Annotated in this window: 17 protein-coding genes; 3 read left to right on the top strand and 14 right to left on the bottom strand. The window is 73.1% G+C overall.

The features are described 5' to 3' along the window. Positions 1-113: 113 nt before the first annotated feature. From ACFY7C_RS11120 to ACFY7C_RS11105, 4 genes are all read right to left on the bottom strand, one after another. Entirely contained in the window at positions 114-593 is a 480-nt protein-coding gene (locus ACFY7C_RS11120) for a hypothetical protein (RefSeq protein WP_389647207.1), read from the bottom strand. A gap of 281 nt (positions 594-874) precedes the next feature. Next, positions 875-1,237, bottom strand: a complete 363-nt coding sequence (locus ACFY7C_RS11115; RefSeq protein WP_389647204.1) for a cytidine deaminase — start codon at positions 1,235-1,237, stop codon at positions 875-877. 41 nt (positions 1,238-1,278) lie between these two features. Then, positions 1,279-2,010 carry a hypothetical protein gene (locus tag ACFY7C_RS11110; protein ID WP_389647201.1) on the bottom strand — a complete coding sequence of 244 codons (732 nt, stop codon included), beginning with the start codon at positions 2,008-2,010 and terminating at the stop codon, positions 1,279-1,281. A 125-nt stretch (positions 2,011-2,135) separates the two neighbouring features. After that, the gene (locus ACFY7C_RS11105) at positions 2,136-3,023 is read right to left on the bottom strand and encodes a helix-turn-helix transcriptional regulator (protein WP_389647198.1); all 888 of its coding nucleotides are present in this window, start codon (positions 3,021-3,023) and stop codon (positions 2,136-2,138) included. Between the two features lie 92 nt (positions 3,024-3,115). On the opposite strand from ACFY7C_RS11105, the gene ACFY7C_RS11100 reads away from it, so the two are divergent. Next, positions 3,116-4,594, top strand: coding sequence for an MFS transporter (locus ACFY7C_RS11100; protein WP_389647195.1), 1,479 nt, complete (start codon positions 3,116-3,118; stop codon positions 4,592-4,594). Positions 4,595-4,597: 3 nt separating this feature from the next. On the opposite strand, the gene ACFY7C_RS11095 is transcribed toward ACFY7C_RS11100, so the two are convergent. The 5 genes from ACFY7C_RS11095 to ACFY7C_RS11075 all read right to left on the bottom strand — a co-directional run bounded on the left by ACFY7C_RS11095 (position 4,598) and on the right by ACFY7C_RS11075 (position 9,058). Further along, positions 4,598-4,951 carry an MmcQ/YjbR family DNA-binding protein gene (locus tag ACFY7C_RS11095; RefSeq protein ID WP_389647192.1) on the bottom strand — a complete coding sequence of 118 codons (354 nt, stop codon included), beginning with the start codon at positions 4,949-4,951 and terminating at the stop codon, positions 4,598-4,600. Further along, a complete protein-coding gene (locus tag ACFY7C_RS11090; protein ID WP_389647189.1) occupies positions 4,948-6,258 on the bottom strand; it encodes a hemolysin family protein in 1,311 nt (436 codons plus the stop codon). The genes ACFY7C_RS11095 and ACFY7C_RS11090 overlap by 4 nt, the downstream gene beginning before the upstream one ends. Before the next feature lie 12 nt (positions 6,259-6,270). Continuing rightward, complete coding sequence (gene ybeY, locus ACFY7C_RS11085) at positions 6,271-6,768, bottom strand: rRNA maturation RNase YbeY (protein ID WP_389647186.1); 498 nt, start codon at positions 6,766-6,768, stop codon at positions 6,271-6,273. Positions 6,769-6,780: 12 nt separating this feature from the next. Beyond that, positions 6,781-7,842 carry a PhoH family protein gene (locus ACFY7C_RS11080; protein WP_389647183.1) on the bottom strand — a complete coding sequence of 354 codons (1,062 nt, stop codon included), beginning with the start codon at positions 7,840-7,842 and terminating at the stop codon, positions 6,781-6,783. 106 nt (positions 7,843-7,948) lie between these two features. After that, on the bottom strand, positions 7,949-9,058 hold the full coding sequence (locus ACFY7C_RS11075; RefSeq protein WP_389647181.1) for a carbohydrate kinase family protein: 1,110 nt from the start codon (positions 9,056-9,058) through the stop codon (positions 7,949-7,951). A 261-nt stretch (positions 9,059-9,319) separates the two neighbouring features. Here ACFY7C_RS11075 and ACFY7C_RS11070 point away from each other — a divergent pair, with 261 nt between their 5' ends. Further along, positions 9,320-10,666, top strand: coding sequence for an MFS transporter (locus ACFY7C_RS11070; protein ID WP_389647178.1), 1,347 nt, complete (start codon positions 9,320-9,322; stop codon positions 10,664-10,666). A gap of 155 nt (positions 10,667-10,821) precedes the next feature. Beyond that, entirely contained in the window at positions 10,822-12,477 is a 1,656-nt protein-coding gene (abc-f, locus tag ACFY7C_RS11065) for a ribosomal protection-like ABC-F family protein (RefSeq protein WP_389647175.1), read from the top strand. On the opposite strand, the gene ACFY7C_RS11060 is transcribed toward abc-f, so the two are convergent. From ACFY7C_RS11060 to ACFY7C_RS11040, 5 genes are all read right to left on the bottom strand, one after another. Further along, on the bottom strand, positions 12,452-13,447 hold the full coding sequence (locus ACFY7C_RS11060; RefSeq protein WP_389647172.1) for an adenosine deaminase: 996 nt from the start codon (positions 13,445-13,447) through the stop codon (positions 12,452-12,454). The genes abc-f and ACFY7C_RS11060 overlap by 26 nt on opposite strands. A gap of 9 nt (positions 13,448-13,456) precedes the next feature. Continuing rightward, a complete protein-coding gene (locus ACFY7C_RS11055) occupies positions 13,457-14,359 on the bottom strand; it encodes a ribonuclease Z (RefSeq protein ID WP_389647169.1) in 903 nt (300 codons plus the stop codon). A 19-nt stretch (positions 14,360-14,378) separates the two neighbouring features. Further along, complete coding sequence (locus ACFY7C_RS11050) at positions 14,379-14,738, bottom strand: histidine triad nucleotide-binding protein (RefSeq protein WP_389647166.1); 360 nt, start codon at positions 14,736-14,738, stop codon at positions 14,379-14,381. A 68-nt stretch (positions 14,739-14,806) separates the two neighbouring features. Continuing rightward, on the bottom strand, positions 14,807-15,550 hold the full coding sequence (locus ACFY7C_RS11045) for a 16S rRNA (uracil(1498)-N(3))-methyltransferase (RefSeq protein ID WP_389647163.1): 744 nt from the start codon (positions 15,548-15,550) through the stop codon (positions 14,807-14,809). Then, entirely contained in the window at positions 15,547-16,638 is a 1,092-nt protein-coding gene (locus tag ACFY7C_RS11040) for a nitronate monooxygenase (RefSeq protein ID WP_389647160.1), read from the bottom strand. Before ACFY7C_RS11040 ends, ACFY7C_RS11045 begins: the two co-directional genes overlap by 4 nt. Positions 16,639-16,688: the final 50 nt, after the last annotated feature.

Genomic DNA, 16,688 nt, shown 5'->3' with positions numbered 1-16,688 from the left:
GTCTGATGCTCCATCAGAAACTGGCAAGATCGGCGGCCGGACCGGGGTCTGCGCAGGTCACAGCAGGGACCGGTACCGCACTCGGCGGTACCGGTCGGCCGTGCGGGAAGGGCTCAGCTGAACACGAAGGGCCCGGGCGACTGCGAGGTGAGGGCGTCGCAGTTCACCGTGACCCCGAAGATCACCATCTTGAGCGCGGTGCCCGCGAAGTAGGAGTTGAGGCTGTCGCCGGAGGCGACGGTCCCACTGAGCGGGCCGATGGTGACGGACTGGTTGGCGGCGAGCGCCGGGTTCTTCTTGCCGCTGAAGACCCGGGTGCCGCCGCCCGCCTTGGCCATCGTCAGCGTGGCGCTGATCTGGTCGACGCCGACCGCGATCGGCGTCTTCACGGCGGAGGTGATCGTGACGGTGGCGGCGGTGCCGTTCTGCGTGGCGGTGAGGGTGACACCGCCACCGCCCCACGACCCGCAGTCGTAGGTGGCCGTGGCCGTGCCCGGTGACACGGCGGCGGCGCCCGGTGCGAAGGCGAGTCCGGCGGCGGCGAGCGCCCCGGAGAGCACCGCGACGATCCCTAAGCTGCTGTTGCTTCTCATGGCGAGGTCGTACCCCTTCCGATGACGAACGCAGGGGTGCGGACACTGCGTGATGACGCGTGTGGATGACCTGTTTCTGACGGACCGTCGGACGATCCGCGCTGCTATTGACGCGCATTCTTCACAAGAGCACAAGGGCCGTGCGGGAGTGTGCAGGGGGCGGTGCGCAAGGGCCGTGCGGGAGTGTGCAGGGGGCGGTGCGCAAGGGCCGTGCGGCGGGCGTACGCGAAGGGCCCGGCGCATGTCGTGCGCGCCGGGCCCCTCCTGGTCCGTCACGGGGTTCAGCCCGCCGTGACCGCCGCCCGCAGCCGCCCGTCGGGACCGGCGAGCAGCACCGGGGTCTCCGGCCCGCCCAGGTCCCGCACCGCCGCGCGGTCCGCGTCGGACGCGGCCTCGGCGGTGGAGACGACGGCCGCGGCCTCCAGCGACTGGGCGCCGCTGGCCACGGCCATGGCGACCGCCGTCTGGAGCGCGCTCAGCTTGAGCGACTCCAGGGCGACGGTCCCGGCGACGTACGTCCGCCCGGTCTCGTCCCGTACCGCCGCGCCCTCCGCCACCCCGTTGCGGGCGCGGGCGCTGCGCGCCAGCGTGATGATCTTGAGGTCCTCGGCGCCGAGGTCGTCGTGCTCGCGGTTGAGTGTCATGATCCGAGGATAGGGCGGGGCGGTGCGGACGGGACGGGGGCTCAGCCCTGGGCGGCCTTGACGAACTTGTCGGTGGCGAGCTTGGTGAGGGAGCCGTACTCCTTCATGCCGGCGGCGTCCGCGAGGTACAGGAACCGCAGGACACCGGTGCCCTGGCGCACGAAGACCAGGTTCGGCTTGATCACGATGCCGGGCGCGACCTCCATGCCGATCTCGAAGGCGTGCGCCTCCTCGGCCCCCTGCGGGGCGGTGGTCTTCTTCACCGTGAACTTCATCTTCGCGCCGTCGGCCGTGACGGCGAAGTCGGGGCAGCTGTCCAGGGCCGTGGTGAGCTTCTTGGTGAAGTCGGCGGCGCCGGTGCCCGGGAAGGTCACGACGTCCTCGCTGATCTCGGAGGCGTTGTTGCCGAGGGCGAAGTCGGCAGTCGGGCCCTTCGTGGCACCGTCCATCTCACCGTTCATCAGCGCGGCGATCGGCTGGCACTCGGCCTTCTCGGCCTTGTAGACCGCGCTGCCCGTCTGCCGCTTGGTGGTCTTCCAGCCCGACGGAAGGTCCTTCAGCTCCAGCACGCCGGCCTTCATCTGAGCGGCGGTCAGCGGACCGGACGGCGCCGCGGAGGTGGGCGCGGCGGAGGTCGTCGCGCCGGCGGACGGCTTGTCGGCACCGTCCTTCTTCTTGCCGTCGTCCGCGGAACCGCCACCGCAGGCGGCGGTCAGCGAGAGCGCGGAGACGGCGAGGGCGGCGGCCAGGCCGCGGCTGATGCGAGTACGCATGGTGAACTGCCTCTTGAGGGTAAGGAAGTGAGCGGAAGCTGCCGGGCCGCGTACACCTGTGCGACCGAACGGCGAGCAGCCTATACGGGCCCGGTGACAGCGCCCTGACGCGCGCGGGACCTCGCTCAGCCCGCCACCGGGTACATCGCCCCGCGCCGCCCCTCCGGCGAGGCCAGCCACTCCAGCTTCGCCGCCGTGTCGGCCTCCGGCAGCGGGGTGTGGAGCACGATCGCCAGGTCGGGGCGGGCCGGGACGCGCAGCTGCGTGGACTCGACGTGGAGCGGGCCGACCAGCGGATGGTCCAGGACCTTGCGGACCTGGCCGCCCGGCATGACGTCCCGCCGCTCCCACAGCTCCGTGAACTCGGCGCTGGCCGCCTTCGCCTCCGCCACCACCGCCCGGAACCCGTCGTCGTCGGGGCGCTCCGAGCACGCGGCCCGGAACTGGGCGACGACCTTGGGCGCCAGCTCCGCCCAGTCGCCCGCCCGGGAGCGGTAGAGCGGGTCGGTGAAGAACGAGATCAGGCAGTTCTGCACGATCTCCGGCCGCATCCCGAGGACGAAGGACGCCGCGTCGTTGTACATCACCGTGTTCCAGTAGGCGTCCATGATGTGCGCAGGGAACGGCATCCACGCCTCGATGAGCCGCCGCAGCCCCTGGCACATGTCCGCGAACTCCGGATCGACCTCCGGCGCGGGCGGGTTGAGCCCCGCGAGCACGTAGAGATGGCGCCGCTCCGCCGGGCTGAGCCGCAGCACCCGCGCCACCGCGTCGATCACCTGCGGCGAGACCGTGATGTCCCGGCCCTGCTCCAACCACTGGTACCAGGACACCCCGACGCCGGCGAGGACGGCGACCTCCTCGCGGCGCAGACCGGGGGTGCGGCGCCGGGCGCCGCCGTCCGGCAGTCCGGCCTCGGCGGGCGTCACCCGGGCCCGACGGCTCATCAGGAACGCCCGGAGCTCGGCCAGCCGGTGCGCCTTGCCGTCGGTGCTCTCCAGTGCCGTGGCCACGTGTGCTTCCTCCCCCTGGACGCCTGGTGGTGCGACCAACAGGATAAGTTCCCGCTCCCCACGGGCATTCCCGCGCCACGAGAGTCGTGGCCATGGCAACGACCACTCCCCCGACCCGCCCCGAAACCCCGCTCGTACCGGAGCCCGCGCCCGCCCCCGTACCGGATCGCGCCTCAGGCCCCGTACCGGATCGCGCCTCCTCGGCGATCACCGGCCGCGCCCGGCTCATCCTCCTCGTCCTGTGCGCCGCCCAGTTCATGGTGGCCCTGGACTTCTCCGTCCTGAACGTGGCCCTGCCCGTCCTCGGCGCCGACCTCGGGATGAGTCCCGCCGCCCTCCAGTGGGCGGTGACCGCCTTCGCCCTGCCCTCCGGCGGATTCCTGCTGCTGTCCGGCCGGATCGGCGACCTGTACGGGCGCAGGAAGCTGTTCCTCATCGGCCTCGCGCTCTTCGGCGCGGCCTCCCTGCTGGCCACCTTCGCCTGGGACCCGGCCTCCTTCCTGGCCGGCCGCGCGCTGCAGGGCCTCGGCGCCGCCATGATCGTCCCGACCGGCATGTCCCTGCTGACCACGACCTTCCCCGAGGGACCGCAGCGCGACCGGGCGCTGGGCATCTCCGGCACCCTGCTGTCGCTCGGCTTCACCATCGGCATGATCCTCGGCGGGGTCATGACGGACACCCTCGGCTGGCGCTCCACCATGGGCCTGCTCGCCCTGTTCACGCTGATCGTGCTGCCGCTGGCGCCGGGCCTGCTGCCCGAGTCGCGCACTCCCGAACGGCCCCGGCTCGACGTGCCGGGCGCGGTGACCGTCACCGGCGGTCTGCTCTCGCTGATCTACGCCCTGTCGACGGCCGCGGAGCGGGGCTTCGGCGGCACGGACGTCCAGGTCTCGCTGGTCGCGGGCGTGGTGCTGCTGGTGGCCTTCGGCGTCGTGGAGTCCCGCAGCGCCGCCCCGCTGGTGTCGCTGCCGATGCTCAGGCGGGGGACGGTCGCCTTCGGCAATCTGGGCGGGCTCGTCACCTTCTCGATGATGTCGACGGTGATCTTCGTCCTGACCCTCTACCTCCAGGAGACGCTGGGGCTCTCGTCCTTCGCCACCGGTCTCGTCTTCGGGATCCAGGGCGTCGTGTCGGTCTTCGCGGGCACGGTCGCGCCGAAGGTCATCGGGCGGTTCGGCGCCGGCCGCACGCTGGTCATCGGCCTCGCCGGGCAGGGCCTGCTGACCGCCGCGCTCCTGGGCATCGGCACCGGGTCGGGCGCGGTCCTCGCCGCCGTCGCCGTCTCGCTGGCCTCCATCTGCCACCTGGGCGCGATCGTCGCGTACGGCGTGACCGTCACCTCCGGCGTCCCCGACGCGGAACAGGGCCTGGCGACCGGGCTGGTCACCACGACCCAGCAGGTCGGCCTCACCGTCGGCATCCCGATGCTCGGCGTGCTCGCCACCACCGGCGACAGCCTGTACGGGGGCGTCCGCACGGTCCTCGCCCTGGACGCGGCCATCGTGCTGGTGACGGCGGCCGTGATCGCCCTGGGCCTGCGGCGCGCGCGGCGTGAGCGGGCCCGGGCCTGACCGTCAGGGCCGGTCGAGGCGGAGCCGTACCGCCTTCGGCAGGCCGGCGACGACCAGGTCGTACGAGTCCTCGACGAGCTCCCGGACCAGCCGGTCCGGGAGCTCCGTCACGGTCACCGTGTTCCAGTGCCGCTTGTTCATGTGATAGCCGGGGGCGATCGCCGGGTGCTCCTCGCGGAGACGTAGGGCCTCCTCCGGATCGCACTTGAGGTTGACCCGCAGCGGCTCGGCGTCCAGCCAGGACAGCGCGAACATCTTCCCGGCGACCTTGAAGACCGAGACGTCCGGGCCGAACGGGAACTCCTCGCTCGCGTCGTTGAACTCCAGGCAGAACGCGCGCAGCTGGTCGGGCGTCATCGCTCGGCCGTCTCCTCCCCCTCGCCGCTCCTGACGACCGGTTCGACGAGCACGGTCACGATCTTGTTCCGGCGGCCGGCCGGCGATTCGGCGGTCAGCCGCAGCGTCCGCCCGTCGGGCAGCTTCACGACCGTGTTCGCACCGGCGATCGGCACCCGGCCGAGGGCCTTGGCGAGCAGTCCGCCGACGGTCTCCACGTCCTCGTCGTCGTACTCGTCGGGGCCGAAGCCGTACAGCTCGCCCAGGTCGCCGATGTCGAGACGGGCGGTGACCCGGAAGCGGCCCTCGCCCAGCTCCTCGACCGGCGGCAGCTCCCGGTCGTACTCGTCGGTGATCTCGCCGACGATCTCCTCCAGGATGTCCTCGATGGTGACGATCCCGGCCGTCCCGCCGTACTCGTCGATGACGACGGCGACGTGGTTGCGCTCCTGCTGCATCTCGCGCAGCAGGTCGCCGGCGTTCTTGGTGTCGGGCACGAAGGCCGCCGGGCGCATCGCGGTGGAGACCAGGTCCGCCTCGGCCTCCCGGTTGATGTGCGTCTTGCGGACCAGGTCCTTGAGATACACGATGCCGACGATGTCGTCCTCGTTCTCCCCGGTCACGGGGATGCGGGAGAAGCCGGAGCGCAGCGCGAGGGTCAGGGCCTGGCGGACGGTCTTGTAGCGCTCTATGCAGACGAGGTCGGTGCGCGGCACCATCACCTCGCGCACCAGCGTGTCACCGAGCTCGAAGACCGAGTGCACCATCCGGCGCTCCTCGTCCTCGATCAGCGACTCCTGCTCGGCGAGGTCGACCATGGCCCGCAGCTCGGCCTCGGAGGCGAAGGGGCCCTTGCGGAAGCCCTTGCCGGGCGTGAGCGCGTTGCCGATGAGGATCAGCAGCTGCGGGATCGGGCCCATGACCCGGGCCAGCGGCAGCAGCACGTACGCGGCGGCGGTCGCCGTGTTCAGCGGGTGCTGGCGGCCGATGGTGCGCGGCGAGACGCCGACGGCGACGTACGACACGAGCACCATGACGGCGATCGCGACGAGCAGCGCCTCCCAGGTCTGCGGGAACTCCTCCAGGCAGGCGTAGGTGACCAGGACGCCGGCCGCCATCTCGCAGGCGACGCGGACGAGCAGCGCCACGTTGAGGTAGCGGGTGGGGTCGGAGGCGACCTGGGCCAGTTTCTCGGCGCCGCGCCGCCCGGACCGCAGGGCCTCGGCGGCGCGGAAGCTGGAGACGCGGGCGATGCCCGCCTCGGCGCAGGCGGCGAGCCAGGCGACGATGACGAGGGCGACCGCCCCCATGATCAGTTGAGCGCTCATGTCCGGCCGGGGTCAGGAGACGGTCGGCGCGGGCGAGGGGCCGGTGAGGCCCTTCTCCTCGCGCCAGCCGTCCACGATGGCGGCCTGAAGGCCGAACATCTCGGCCTTCTCGTCCGGCTCCTCGTGGTCGTAGCCGAGCAGGTGCAGCACTCCGTGGACGGTCAGGAGCTGGAGCTCCTCGTCCATGGAGTGCTGCGTGGGTGCGTCCTCGCCCTGCTTCTTGGCGACCTCGGGGCAGAGCACGATGTCGCCGAGGAGCCCCTGCGGGGGCTCCTCGTCGTCCTTCGACGGCGGGCGCAGCTCGTCCATCGGAAAGGACATGACGTCCGTCGGGCCCGGCAGGTCCATCCACTGGATGTGGAGCTGCTCCATCGCCTCGGCGTCCACGACGATCACCGAGAGCTCGGAGAGCGGGTGGATGCGCATGCGGGCGAGCGCGTAGCGGGCGATGTCGAGGATCGCCTGCTCGTCGACCTCGGTTCCGGACTCGTTGTTGACGTCGATCGACATGTGCTGCTGCTTCTACTTCCCGTTGCGGCTTTCGTGACGGCCGCCGTCCCGGCCGCCCTCGCGGGCGCCGTTGCGGCTGTCGTACTGCTCGTACGCGTCGACGATACGGCCGACGAGCTTGTGCCGTACGACATCCTGCGACGTGAGCGACGAGAAGTGGACGTCGGGGACCCCGTCGAGGATGTCCCGGACCTGACGCAGACCGCTCTTCGTGCCGCCGGGGAGGTCGACCTGGGTGATGTCACCGGTGATGACGATCTTCGAGTCGAAGCCGAGGCGGGTGAGGAACATCTTCATCTGCTCGGGGTTCGTGTTCTGCGCCTCGTCGAGGATGATGAACGCGTCGTTGAGCGTCCGGCCTCGCATGTACGCCAGCGGCGCGACCTCGATCGTCCCGTTCGCCATCAGCTTGGGGATCGAGTCGGGGTCGAGCATGTCGTGCAGCGCGTCGTACAGCGGCCGCAGATACGGGTCGATCTTCTCGTAGAGCGTGCCGGGCAGGAAGCCGAGCCGCTCGCCCGCCTCGACCGCCGGCCGGGTCAGGATGATCCGGGTGACCTGCTTGGACTGCAGGGCCTGGACCGCCTTGGCCATGGCCAGATACGTCTTTCCGGTGCCGGCGGGGCCGATGCCGAAGACGATGGTGTGCTTGTCGATGGCGTCGACATAGCGCTTCTGGTTGAGGGTCTTGGGACGGATGGTGCGACCGCGGCTGGAGAGGATGTTCTGCGTGAGCACCTCGGAGGGCGTCTCGACCGCCGCGTCCCCGGTCTCCTCCCGCAGCATGGCGATCGATCGTTCCACGGCGTCCTCCGTCATCGGCTGTCCGGTGCGGAGCACCAGCATCATCTCGTCGAACAGGCGCTGGATCAGTGCGACTTCCCTCGCGTCACCGATCGCGCTGATCTCGTTTCCCCGCACGTGGATGTCCGTCGCCGGGAACGCCTTCTCGATCACGCGCAGCAAGGAGTCGCCGGAACCCAGCATCATCACCATCGGATGCTTCGCGGGGACGGTGAACTGTGCGCGTGCCTGCCCCGGCGCGGGGGCGTGGGCTGTGGGTGTCTGAGTCATGGGCCGGCACTGTGGCCTGCACATACCTCCTGTCGCAGGGTTCTCGCTGCTCGACAACCTCTCGGATACCAAGCCTACGACTCGGGTCGGACAACCCAGAAGCCTTTTACGGCGCGGGGGCGGGGCGGAAGCCGATGGTGGGGACCGCGCGGCGCAGCGGCCAGGGCCGGTCCTGGACCGGAAGCAGCCGCTCCAGGAAGGCGTAGCGGGCGCGCAGGGCCGCCGGGTCCTGGCACTCGTGGCCCTGGACGTGCTGCCACCAGGCGGCGATCTCGCCCCAGGTCGGCGCCGAGAGGGAGCCGCCGAACTCCTGCACGGACAGGGCGGCGGTCAGGCCGGCGAAGGCGAGCCGGTCGGCGAGCGGCCAGTCGGCCAGGGTGCCGGTGACGAAGCCGGCCACGAAGACGTCGCCGGCGCCGGTCGGGTCGAGCGCGGAGACCTGGATGGCGGGGACCTCGGCGGTCTCGCCGGTGGCGCCGTCCACGGCGTAGGCACCCTCGGAGCCGAGGGTGACGACGGCGTAGCGGACCTTGTCGGCCAGGGCGCGGGCGGCGGCGCGCGGACAGTCGGTGCGGGTGTAGCGCATCGCCTCGGCCGCGTTGGGCAGGAAGGCCTCGCAGTGCTCCAGGTCGGTCAGGCCGGCCAGGTCCCAGCGGCCGGTGTCGTCCCAGCCGACGTCGGCGAAGACCTTGGCGCCGCCCCGGGCCGCCCGGGCCACCCACTCCTCGCTGCGGCCGGGCACCAGGGAGGCGACGGCGGCGCGGGCGCGCGGCGGGTAGGCGGGCGGGGCGCCGTCGACGGGCGGGGCGTCGTGGCCGTGGGAGACCATGGTGCGCTCGCCCTCGTAGGCCATGGAGACGGTGACGGGCGAGTGCCAGCCGGGGACGGTGCGGGAGAGCGCGAGGTCGATGCCCTCGCCCTGCTCCAGGGCGTCCCAGCAGTACTCGCCGTAGTGGTCGTCGCCGAACGCGGCGGCGAGCGAGGTGCGCAGGCCGAGCCGGGCGAGCGCGGTGGCCATGTTGGCGACGCCGCCGGGGCTGGATCCCATGCCGCGCGCCCAGGACTCGGTGCCGCGCACGGGGGCGCTGTCGAGGCCGGTGAAGATGATGTCGAGGAAGACCGTGCCCGTGAGGAAGACGTCGCAGTCGGGGTCGGTGGGCTCGCGCAGGCACACCAGCGGGTCGACGTCGGCGAGGTCGGTGTCGCGGTCGGTCACGGCAGGCTCCCCGGTCGTGGTGCTGATGCGGACAGTGTGCCGGAAGGGGCCGGGGAGACGGGTCCGGCGCAACGAATTCGCGACCCAGTACCCATGATCATCTTGCGCCAAACCTTTCCCCTGTAGAGAGTGACCCGTATCACATACCGAATCGGGGGATAACGGCTTCTCCGCCCACTCGGATGCTTGATACACATGGTGCCGCGACCCCGTGGATCACCGGGCGCCGTCTCACTTTCCCGTTCGGTTCCTGGAACGCCCATGTCGTCGCGCCGTCCGCGTGCCCTGGGGGCGCGCGCCGCCCTCGCCTCCCTCGTCGCCCTCTTCACGGCGGGATATCTCGCCCCGTATCTGCTGCCGACGGTCGTCGGCCGGCTGTCCGCGGGGCTCGGCCTCGGCACCGCCCAGGCCGGCCTGGTCGGCTCGATCCTGCTGCTCGGCTCCGCCTCGGCGGGCTTCACGCTGGCCGCGCACGCGGAGCGGATCGGTCCTCGCCGGGCGGCGCGCCTCGGACTCGCGGCGATGGCCGTCGGCTACGGCACGGCCGCGGCGACGGACGCGGTCCTGCCGGTCGTGGCGGGCGCGGTCGTCGGCGGCTTCGGCTCCGGTACGGCGACGGCGGTGGCAGCGGCCGGCATCGCGGGCCGCCCGGACCCCCATCGCGCCTCCTCGCTCGGCCTGTTGTCGGTCTCGGCGACCGCGGGCGCGCTGTATCTGACGCTGCCGCACCTCGGCGGCGGCCACGGACTGCCGTTCGCGGCGATCGCCGGGACGGCGCTGCTGGTCTGGCCGGTGACGGCGTGGCTGCCGGGCGGCACCCCCGCAGTGCGGGAGACGGCCGTGGCGGGGCCGCTGCCCCACCGGTCCGCGGGGGCGGTCCTCGCGTGCGGGATCCTGCTGTGGTCGATGGCGCAGAACGCGCTGTGGGGCGTCAGCGGCCGCATCGGCCTGACCCAGGCGGGGCTGTCCGAGGTGACGCTGGGCATGGTGTTCGCCGCCGCGCTCGGCGCCGGGCTCGCGGGCGTCATCGCGGCCGGCGCGCTCGGCTCCCGGCTCGGCCGCGCGGTGCCGATCGGCGCGGGCACGGCGCTGATCGCCGGCTGCGTGCTGCTCAGCTCGGCCGCCGAGGGCCCGGTGTCCTTCGCGACCGGCGAGATCCTGTGGAACGCCCTGTACCCCGTCGTCCTGTCGTATCTGCTCGGGCTCGCCGCCTCCCTCGACCCGCGCGGCCGCTGGGCGGTCCTGGTCGGCTCCGCGTCCTCCCTCGGGGTGGCCTGCGGCCCCGTCACGGGAAGCGTCCTGTCGGAAGCGGCCGGCTATCCCGGCATGGGCCTGACCCTGTGCGCCCTGCTGCTCCTGGTCGCGGCGCCGATGACGGCGGTGGCCCGGCACGCCTCGGGCCGCCCGCTCGCCCCGGGCTCCATCCGCCGTCGCGGCGGCGCCCCGGCCGCCTTCCTGGCCGCCACGACCTCCGCCCCGCCGTCCCTCCTCCCGCAGCTGGGCGCCCCGGAGCAGGAGGTCACCGAGATCGCCGTCCCGGTCACGGCCTCCCGCCGCCGCGCGGCGGGGTCGGCCTTCCGCCTGGCGAGGCCGACGGACCGGGGCTGAGGGGGCGGTCCTCCCGGGGCGGGGGCCTCCGCACCCACTTAACAATACGAGACGTCTCGTCTTGCTTCCCGATCGATCCTCGCGTACCGTCGACCCATCGATCGCGAGACGCATCGTCTCGCGATGTTCCTGTCGCCGACCCGAAGGACGCGCCCTTGTTCCGTGCCCAACTCACCGAGGTCACCAAGCGCTACGACGACCGGCACGTCCACCACCGGACCGTGCTCGACCGCGTCTCCCTGACCGTCCGCCCCGGCGAGCGCCTCGGCGTCGTCGGCGACAACGGCTCCGGGAAGTCCACCCTGCTCCGGCTCCTCGCCGGCCTCGAAAGCGCCGACAACGGCACCGTGGCCGTCGAGGCCCCCGGCGGCCTCGGCCATCTCGCCCAGACCCTCGAACTGCCGGGGACCGCCACCGTCGGCGAGGCCGTCGAACAGGCCCTCGCGGAGGTCCGGGCGCTGGAGCGGGCGATCCGCGCGGCGGAGGCGGCCCTCGCCGACACCGGTGACCTCGCCGGATACGCGGAGCTGCTCGCCGCCTACGAGGCGCGCGGCGGCGCCGAGGCCGACCGGCGGGTCGAGACCACCCTGCGCCGACTCGGTGAACCCGGTCCGCTCGACCGCGAGCGCCCCCTCGGCACCCTCTCCGGCGGGCAGCGCTCCCGGCTCGCCCTCGCCGCCGTGCTCGCGGCCGAACCCGAACTGCTGCTGCTCGACGAGCCGACCAACGACCTCGACGACGAGGCCGTCACCTGGCTGGAGGAGCGGCTGCGCGCCCACCGGGGCACGGTCGTGGTCGTCTCCCACGACCGCGTCTTCCTCGAACGGGTCACCACCGCCGTCCTGGAGGTCGACGAGGACCGCCACACCCTGCGCCGCTACGGCAACGGCTACGCCGGCTACCTCGCCGGCCGCGCCGCCGAACGGGCCCGGCGACAGCGGGAGCACGAGGAGTGGAAGGCGGAACTCGCCCGGTACACGGCCCTCGCGGACAGCGCCATCGACCGCTTCAGCGCCATCCCCCGCAAGGCTCCGGCCTCCTTCAGCGGGGCGGGCGCCTTCCGGGCCCGGTCACGGGCGCACGGGGCGATGAGCCGCATCCGCGCCGCCCGCGAGCGGCTCGCCCGGCTCACCTCCCACCCGGTGCCCGCGCCTCCGGAGCCGCTCCGCTTCCGCGCCGCCCCGGCGGGCGAGGGCGCACCCGTCGACCTGGCCGGGATCCGCGTGGCCGGCCGGCTGCGGCTCGACGCCCTGCGTCTGGACGCGGGCGAACGGCTCCTGGTGACCGGCCCGAACGGCGCCGGGAAGACCACCCTGCTCAAGGTCCTCGCGGGCGAACTCGTCCCGGACGCGGGCACCGTGCGGGCCCCCGCGCGGGTCGGGCTGCTCCGCCAGGACACGGCCCCGCCGACCGACCCCCGTACGGTCGCCCGGGCCTTCGGAGAGGGCCGCGAGGACGAACTGCTCGCCCTCGGGCTCTTCGCCGCCCGGGACCTGACGACGCCGGTACGGCTCCTGTCGACGGGGCAGCGCCGCAAGCTGGAGCTGGCCCGGCTGGTGACGGCGCCCGCCGACCTGCTCCTCCTGGACGAGCCGACCAACCACCTGGCCCCGGGCCTGGTGGAGGAGATCGAGGCCGCGCTCACGGCCTACCGGGGCACGCTGGTGATCGTCAGCCACGACCGGCGCCTCCGGGAGGGCTTCCGGGGCCGCCGCCTCGAACTGACCCCGGCCGAGGCCCCGGCTCCGGCTCCGGCTGGGGCTGTGGCGGAGGCTTCGGCGGGGGCTACGCCCCGAAGTCGTACGCGGTGACCTCCGCCAGGTACCGCTCCCGCCGCGCCTCGTCGTCCTCCAGGAAGGAGGCCAGGAAGGAGTTCCGCGCGAGGGTCCGCAGCTGCTCCGGGGTCAGGGACAGGGCGTCCCTGACCGCGTCGAAGGTGTCGCCGACGTAGCCGCCGAAGTAGGCGGGGTCGTCGGAGTTGACCGTCGCCAGCAGGCCCGCCTCCAGCATCGTCCGCAGCGGGTGCTCCTCCAGGACGTCGATCGCCCGCAGCCGCACGTTGGACAGCGGACACAGCGTCAGCGGCACCCGCTCCCGGACGAGCCGCTCGACCAGCGACGGGTCCTCCAGGCAGCGCAGACCGTGGTCGATCCGCTCCACCCCCAGGACGTCGAGGGCCTCGCGGACGTACTCCGCCGGGCCCTCCTCCCCCGCGTGAGCGACCCGCCGCAGACCGAGCCGGGCGGCCTCCTCGTACACCTCGCGGAACTTCGCCGGCGGATGACCGACCTCCGCCGAGTCGAGCCCCACTCCCGTGATCCGGTCCAGATACGGCTTCGCGGCCTCCAGCGTCGCCATCGCCGACTCCGCCGACTCGTCGCGCAGGAAGCACATGATGAGCCGCGTCGAGATCCCGTGCCGCTCCTCGGCGCGGTCCAGGGCCGCGGCGAGGCCCTCCACGACCACCCCGATCGGCACCCCGCGCGCCGTGTGCGCCTGCGGGTCGAAGAAGATCTCGGCGTGCCGCACACCCTGCTCCGCGGCCCGCGCCAGATAAGCGTCGGCGAGCTCGGTGAAGTCGTCGGCGGTGCGCAGGACCGCCATCAGGGCGTAGTACAGGTCCAGGAAGGACTGCAGGTCGCTGAAGCGGTATGCCTGGCGCAGCGCCTCCGTGTCCGCGTACGGCAGGGTGACGCCGTTGCGCGCGGCGAGCGCGAAGGCCAGCTCGGGTTCGAGGGTGCCTTCGATGTGGAGGTGAAGTTCGGCTTTCGGTACGGGCACGTGCTGCTTCTATCTCTTCGGTACGGGGACCCTCATCAGGTCCTGGGCGATGCTCAGTTCCCCCTCGAACCCGGCCGCCCGCGCCTGCCGCTCGAACTCCTCCGGGTCGGTGTACCGCTGCGAGAAGTGCGTCAGCACCAGGTGCCGCACGCCCGCGTCCCGCGCGACCGCCGCGGCCTGGCCGGCCGTCAGATGGCCGTGGTCGACGGCGAGCTGGACGTCCTCGTCGAGGAAGGTCGACTCGATCACGAGCATGTCGGCGCCCTCCGCGAGCGCGTACACCCCGTCGCACAGCCGGGTGTCCATGACGAAGGCGAACCGCTGTCCGCGCCGGACCTCGCTCACCTGCTCCAGGGTGACGCCGCCCAGGGCGCCCTCGCGCTGGATCCGGCCCACGTCGGGGCCCTTGATGCCGAACGCCGCCAGCCGCTCGGGCAGGATCCGGCGCCCGTCCGGCTCGACCAGCCGGTAGCCGTAGGACTCCACCGGATGGGAGAGCCGGCGCGCGTCCAGCGTGTACGCCTCGGTGACCGCGAGCGGCCCGTCGGCGGCGACCGGCGCCTCGGCCAGCTTCACCGTCTCGCGGTAGGCCGTCGCGTACCGCAGCCGCTCGAAGAAGCGCTGCCCGCTCTCCGGGTAGTGCGCGGTGACCGGGTGCGGGACCTGATCGAGGTTGATCCGCTGGATGACCCCGGCCAGGCCGAGCGAGTGGTCGCCGTGGAAGTGGGTGACGCAGATCCGGTGCAGGTCGTGCGCCGCCACCCCGGCCCTGAGCATCTGCCGCTGGGTGCCCTCGCCGGGGTCGAAGAGGATGCCCTGCCCGTCCCAGCGCAGCAGATAGCCGTTGTGGTTGCGGTGCCGGGTCGGGACCTGGCTGGCCGTGCCGAGGACGACCAGTTCGCGTACGGACAAGGGAACGATCCGTCCTGACCTATCCGGGGGGCCAGTTGAGGCCGCGGCCGCCGAGGACGTGCGCGTGGGCGTGGAAGACGGTCTGGCCGGCGCCGACGCCCGTGTTGAAGACGATCCGGAAGCCGCTGCCGTCGACCTTCTCCTGCGCGGCGACCTCGCCGGCCTCGCGCAGCACGTCGGCGGCGACGGTCGGCGCGGCGGCGGCCAGGGACGCGGCGTCGGCGTAGTGCAGCCGCGGGATGACCAGGACGTGCGTGGGCGCCTGCGGGTTGATGTCGCGGAACGCCACCGTCGTCTCGGTCTCGCGCACGATCGTCGCCGGCACCTCCCCCTCCGCGATCTTGCAGAACAGGCAGTCGCTCTGTGGCTCTCCGGCCATGGCCCGGGCCTCCTCGCCTCTGTCGATCATCCGTACACCCGCATGCTAGCGGGGCCCACCGACAGCGCTCACGACCAGCGCCCGGTCCGCCCGAGCACGAGGGCCGCGGCCGCCGTACCGGCCGTGGAGGTGCGCAGCACGCTGTGCCCGAGGCGGTACGGCCTGGCGCCGGCCTCCTCGAACAGCGCCAACTCGTCCGGGGACACCCCGCCTTCGGGACCCACGACGAGGACGATCGAACCCTTCTCGGGCAGTTCGGCGGTCGCCAGGGCGCCGCTCGGGTGCGCGCGGTCCTCGTGCAGGACGGCCGCGAGGTCGGCGTCGGCGAGGAGCGCGGCGACCTGCTTGGACGACATCAGGTCGGTGACCTCGGGGAAGCGGGTGCGGCGCGACTGCTTGCCGGCCTCGCGGGCGGTGGCCCGCCACTTGGCGAGGGCCTTCAGTCCCCGGTCGCCCTTCCACTGGGTGATGCAGCGGGACGCGGCCCACGGCACGATCGCGTCCACGCCGGTCTCCGTCATGGTCTCGACGGCCAGTTCGCCGCGGTCGCCCTTGGGCAGGGCCTGGACGACGGTGATACGGGGCGTGGGCGCGGGGTCCTCGTGGACGGCGGTGACCTCGACGGTCAGCTGGTCCTTGCCCTCGGCGGCGGCGACCACGCACGCGGCCCAGGCACCCTGCCCGTCGGTGAGCACCAGCTCCTCCCCCGCGCGCAGCCGCTTCACGGACACGGCGTGGCGGCCCTCGGGCCCGTCGAGGAGGAACCCGCCGACGGCGGGCACGGCGTCGACGACGAAGACGGGTGCGGTCACGATGTGCTCCTGGTGCTGTGCGGCAGCCCGGCGAGGGCCGTGTCGAGTTCGGCGGCGAGGACCTCCACGAGCCGGCCGGCCGGGAGCTCCCGCGCGAGGCGGTGGCCCTGCCCGGCCCACAGGGCCATGCCCTGCGGGTCGCCCGCGGTCGCGGCGGCCTTGCGCAGCGGGGCGGTGAGGTGGTGGACCTCGGGGTAGGCGGCGGGCGCGTACGGCCCGTGCTCCCGCACGAAACGGTTCACCAGGCCCCGGGCCGGCCGCCCGGAGAAGGCCCTGGTGAGCTCGGTGCGGACGAAGAGGGGGTCGGTCAGGGCCCGCTTGTGCAGCGGGTGCGCCCCCGACTCGGGGCAGACCAGGAAGGCGGTGCCGAGCTGGGCGGCGTCGGCTCCGGCCGCGAGCACGGCGGCGATCTGCCGGCCGCGCATGATCCCGCCGGTCGCGACGATCGGCAGCCCGACGCTCTCCCGCACCTCGGTCAGCAGCGGCAGCAACCCGCGGCCGCGGCCGGCGGAGGGCCCGTCGGCCGGATCGTCCCGGTGGGTGCCCTGGTGCCCGCCCGCCTCGGTGCCCTGCACACAGATCGCGTCCGCCCCGGCGCGCTCGGCGGTACGGGCCTCCTCGACGGAGGTGACGGTGACGATGGTGAACGTACCGACGCGGTCGAGGGCGTGCAGCGCGTCACGGTCGGGGCAGCCGAAGGTGAAGGAGACGACCGGCACGGGGTCGTCGAGGAGGATCGCCAGCTTGGCGTCGTACCCGTCGTCCCTGCCCTGGTCGGCGTCGCCGAGCTCGGTCTCGTACCAGCCGGCCTCGCCGGCCAGCTGGTGGCGGTAGACCTCGACGGCGGCGGGGTCGGCGGGCTGGCCGCTCGGCGGCATGAAGAGGTTGACCCCGAAGGGCCGGCCGGTGAGCCCGCGGACCTGCTTGATCTCCTGGTAGAGCCCGCCCGCCGTCTTGTACCCCCCGGCCAGGAACCCGAGCGCCCCCGCCTCGCACACGGCACCGACGAGCTCCGGGCAGGAGGCGCCACCCGCCATGGGGGCCTGCACGATCGGATGACGAGAGAGATCGTTCAGCGCGGTGGACATGCAGGCATCGTGCCATGCCGGTGTGACGGCGCCGAATCGCCACGGGGCCC

The organism is Streptomyces sp. NPDC012769 (genome assembly GCF_042901205.1).
Lineage (GTDB): Bacteria > Actinomycetota > Actinomycetes > Streptomycetales > Streptomycetaceae > Streptomyces.
This window is presented reverse-complemented; position numbering and strand designations above follow the sequence as displayed.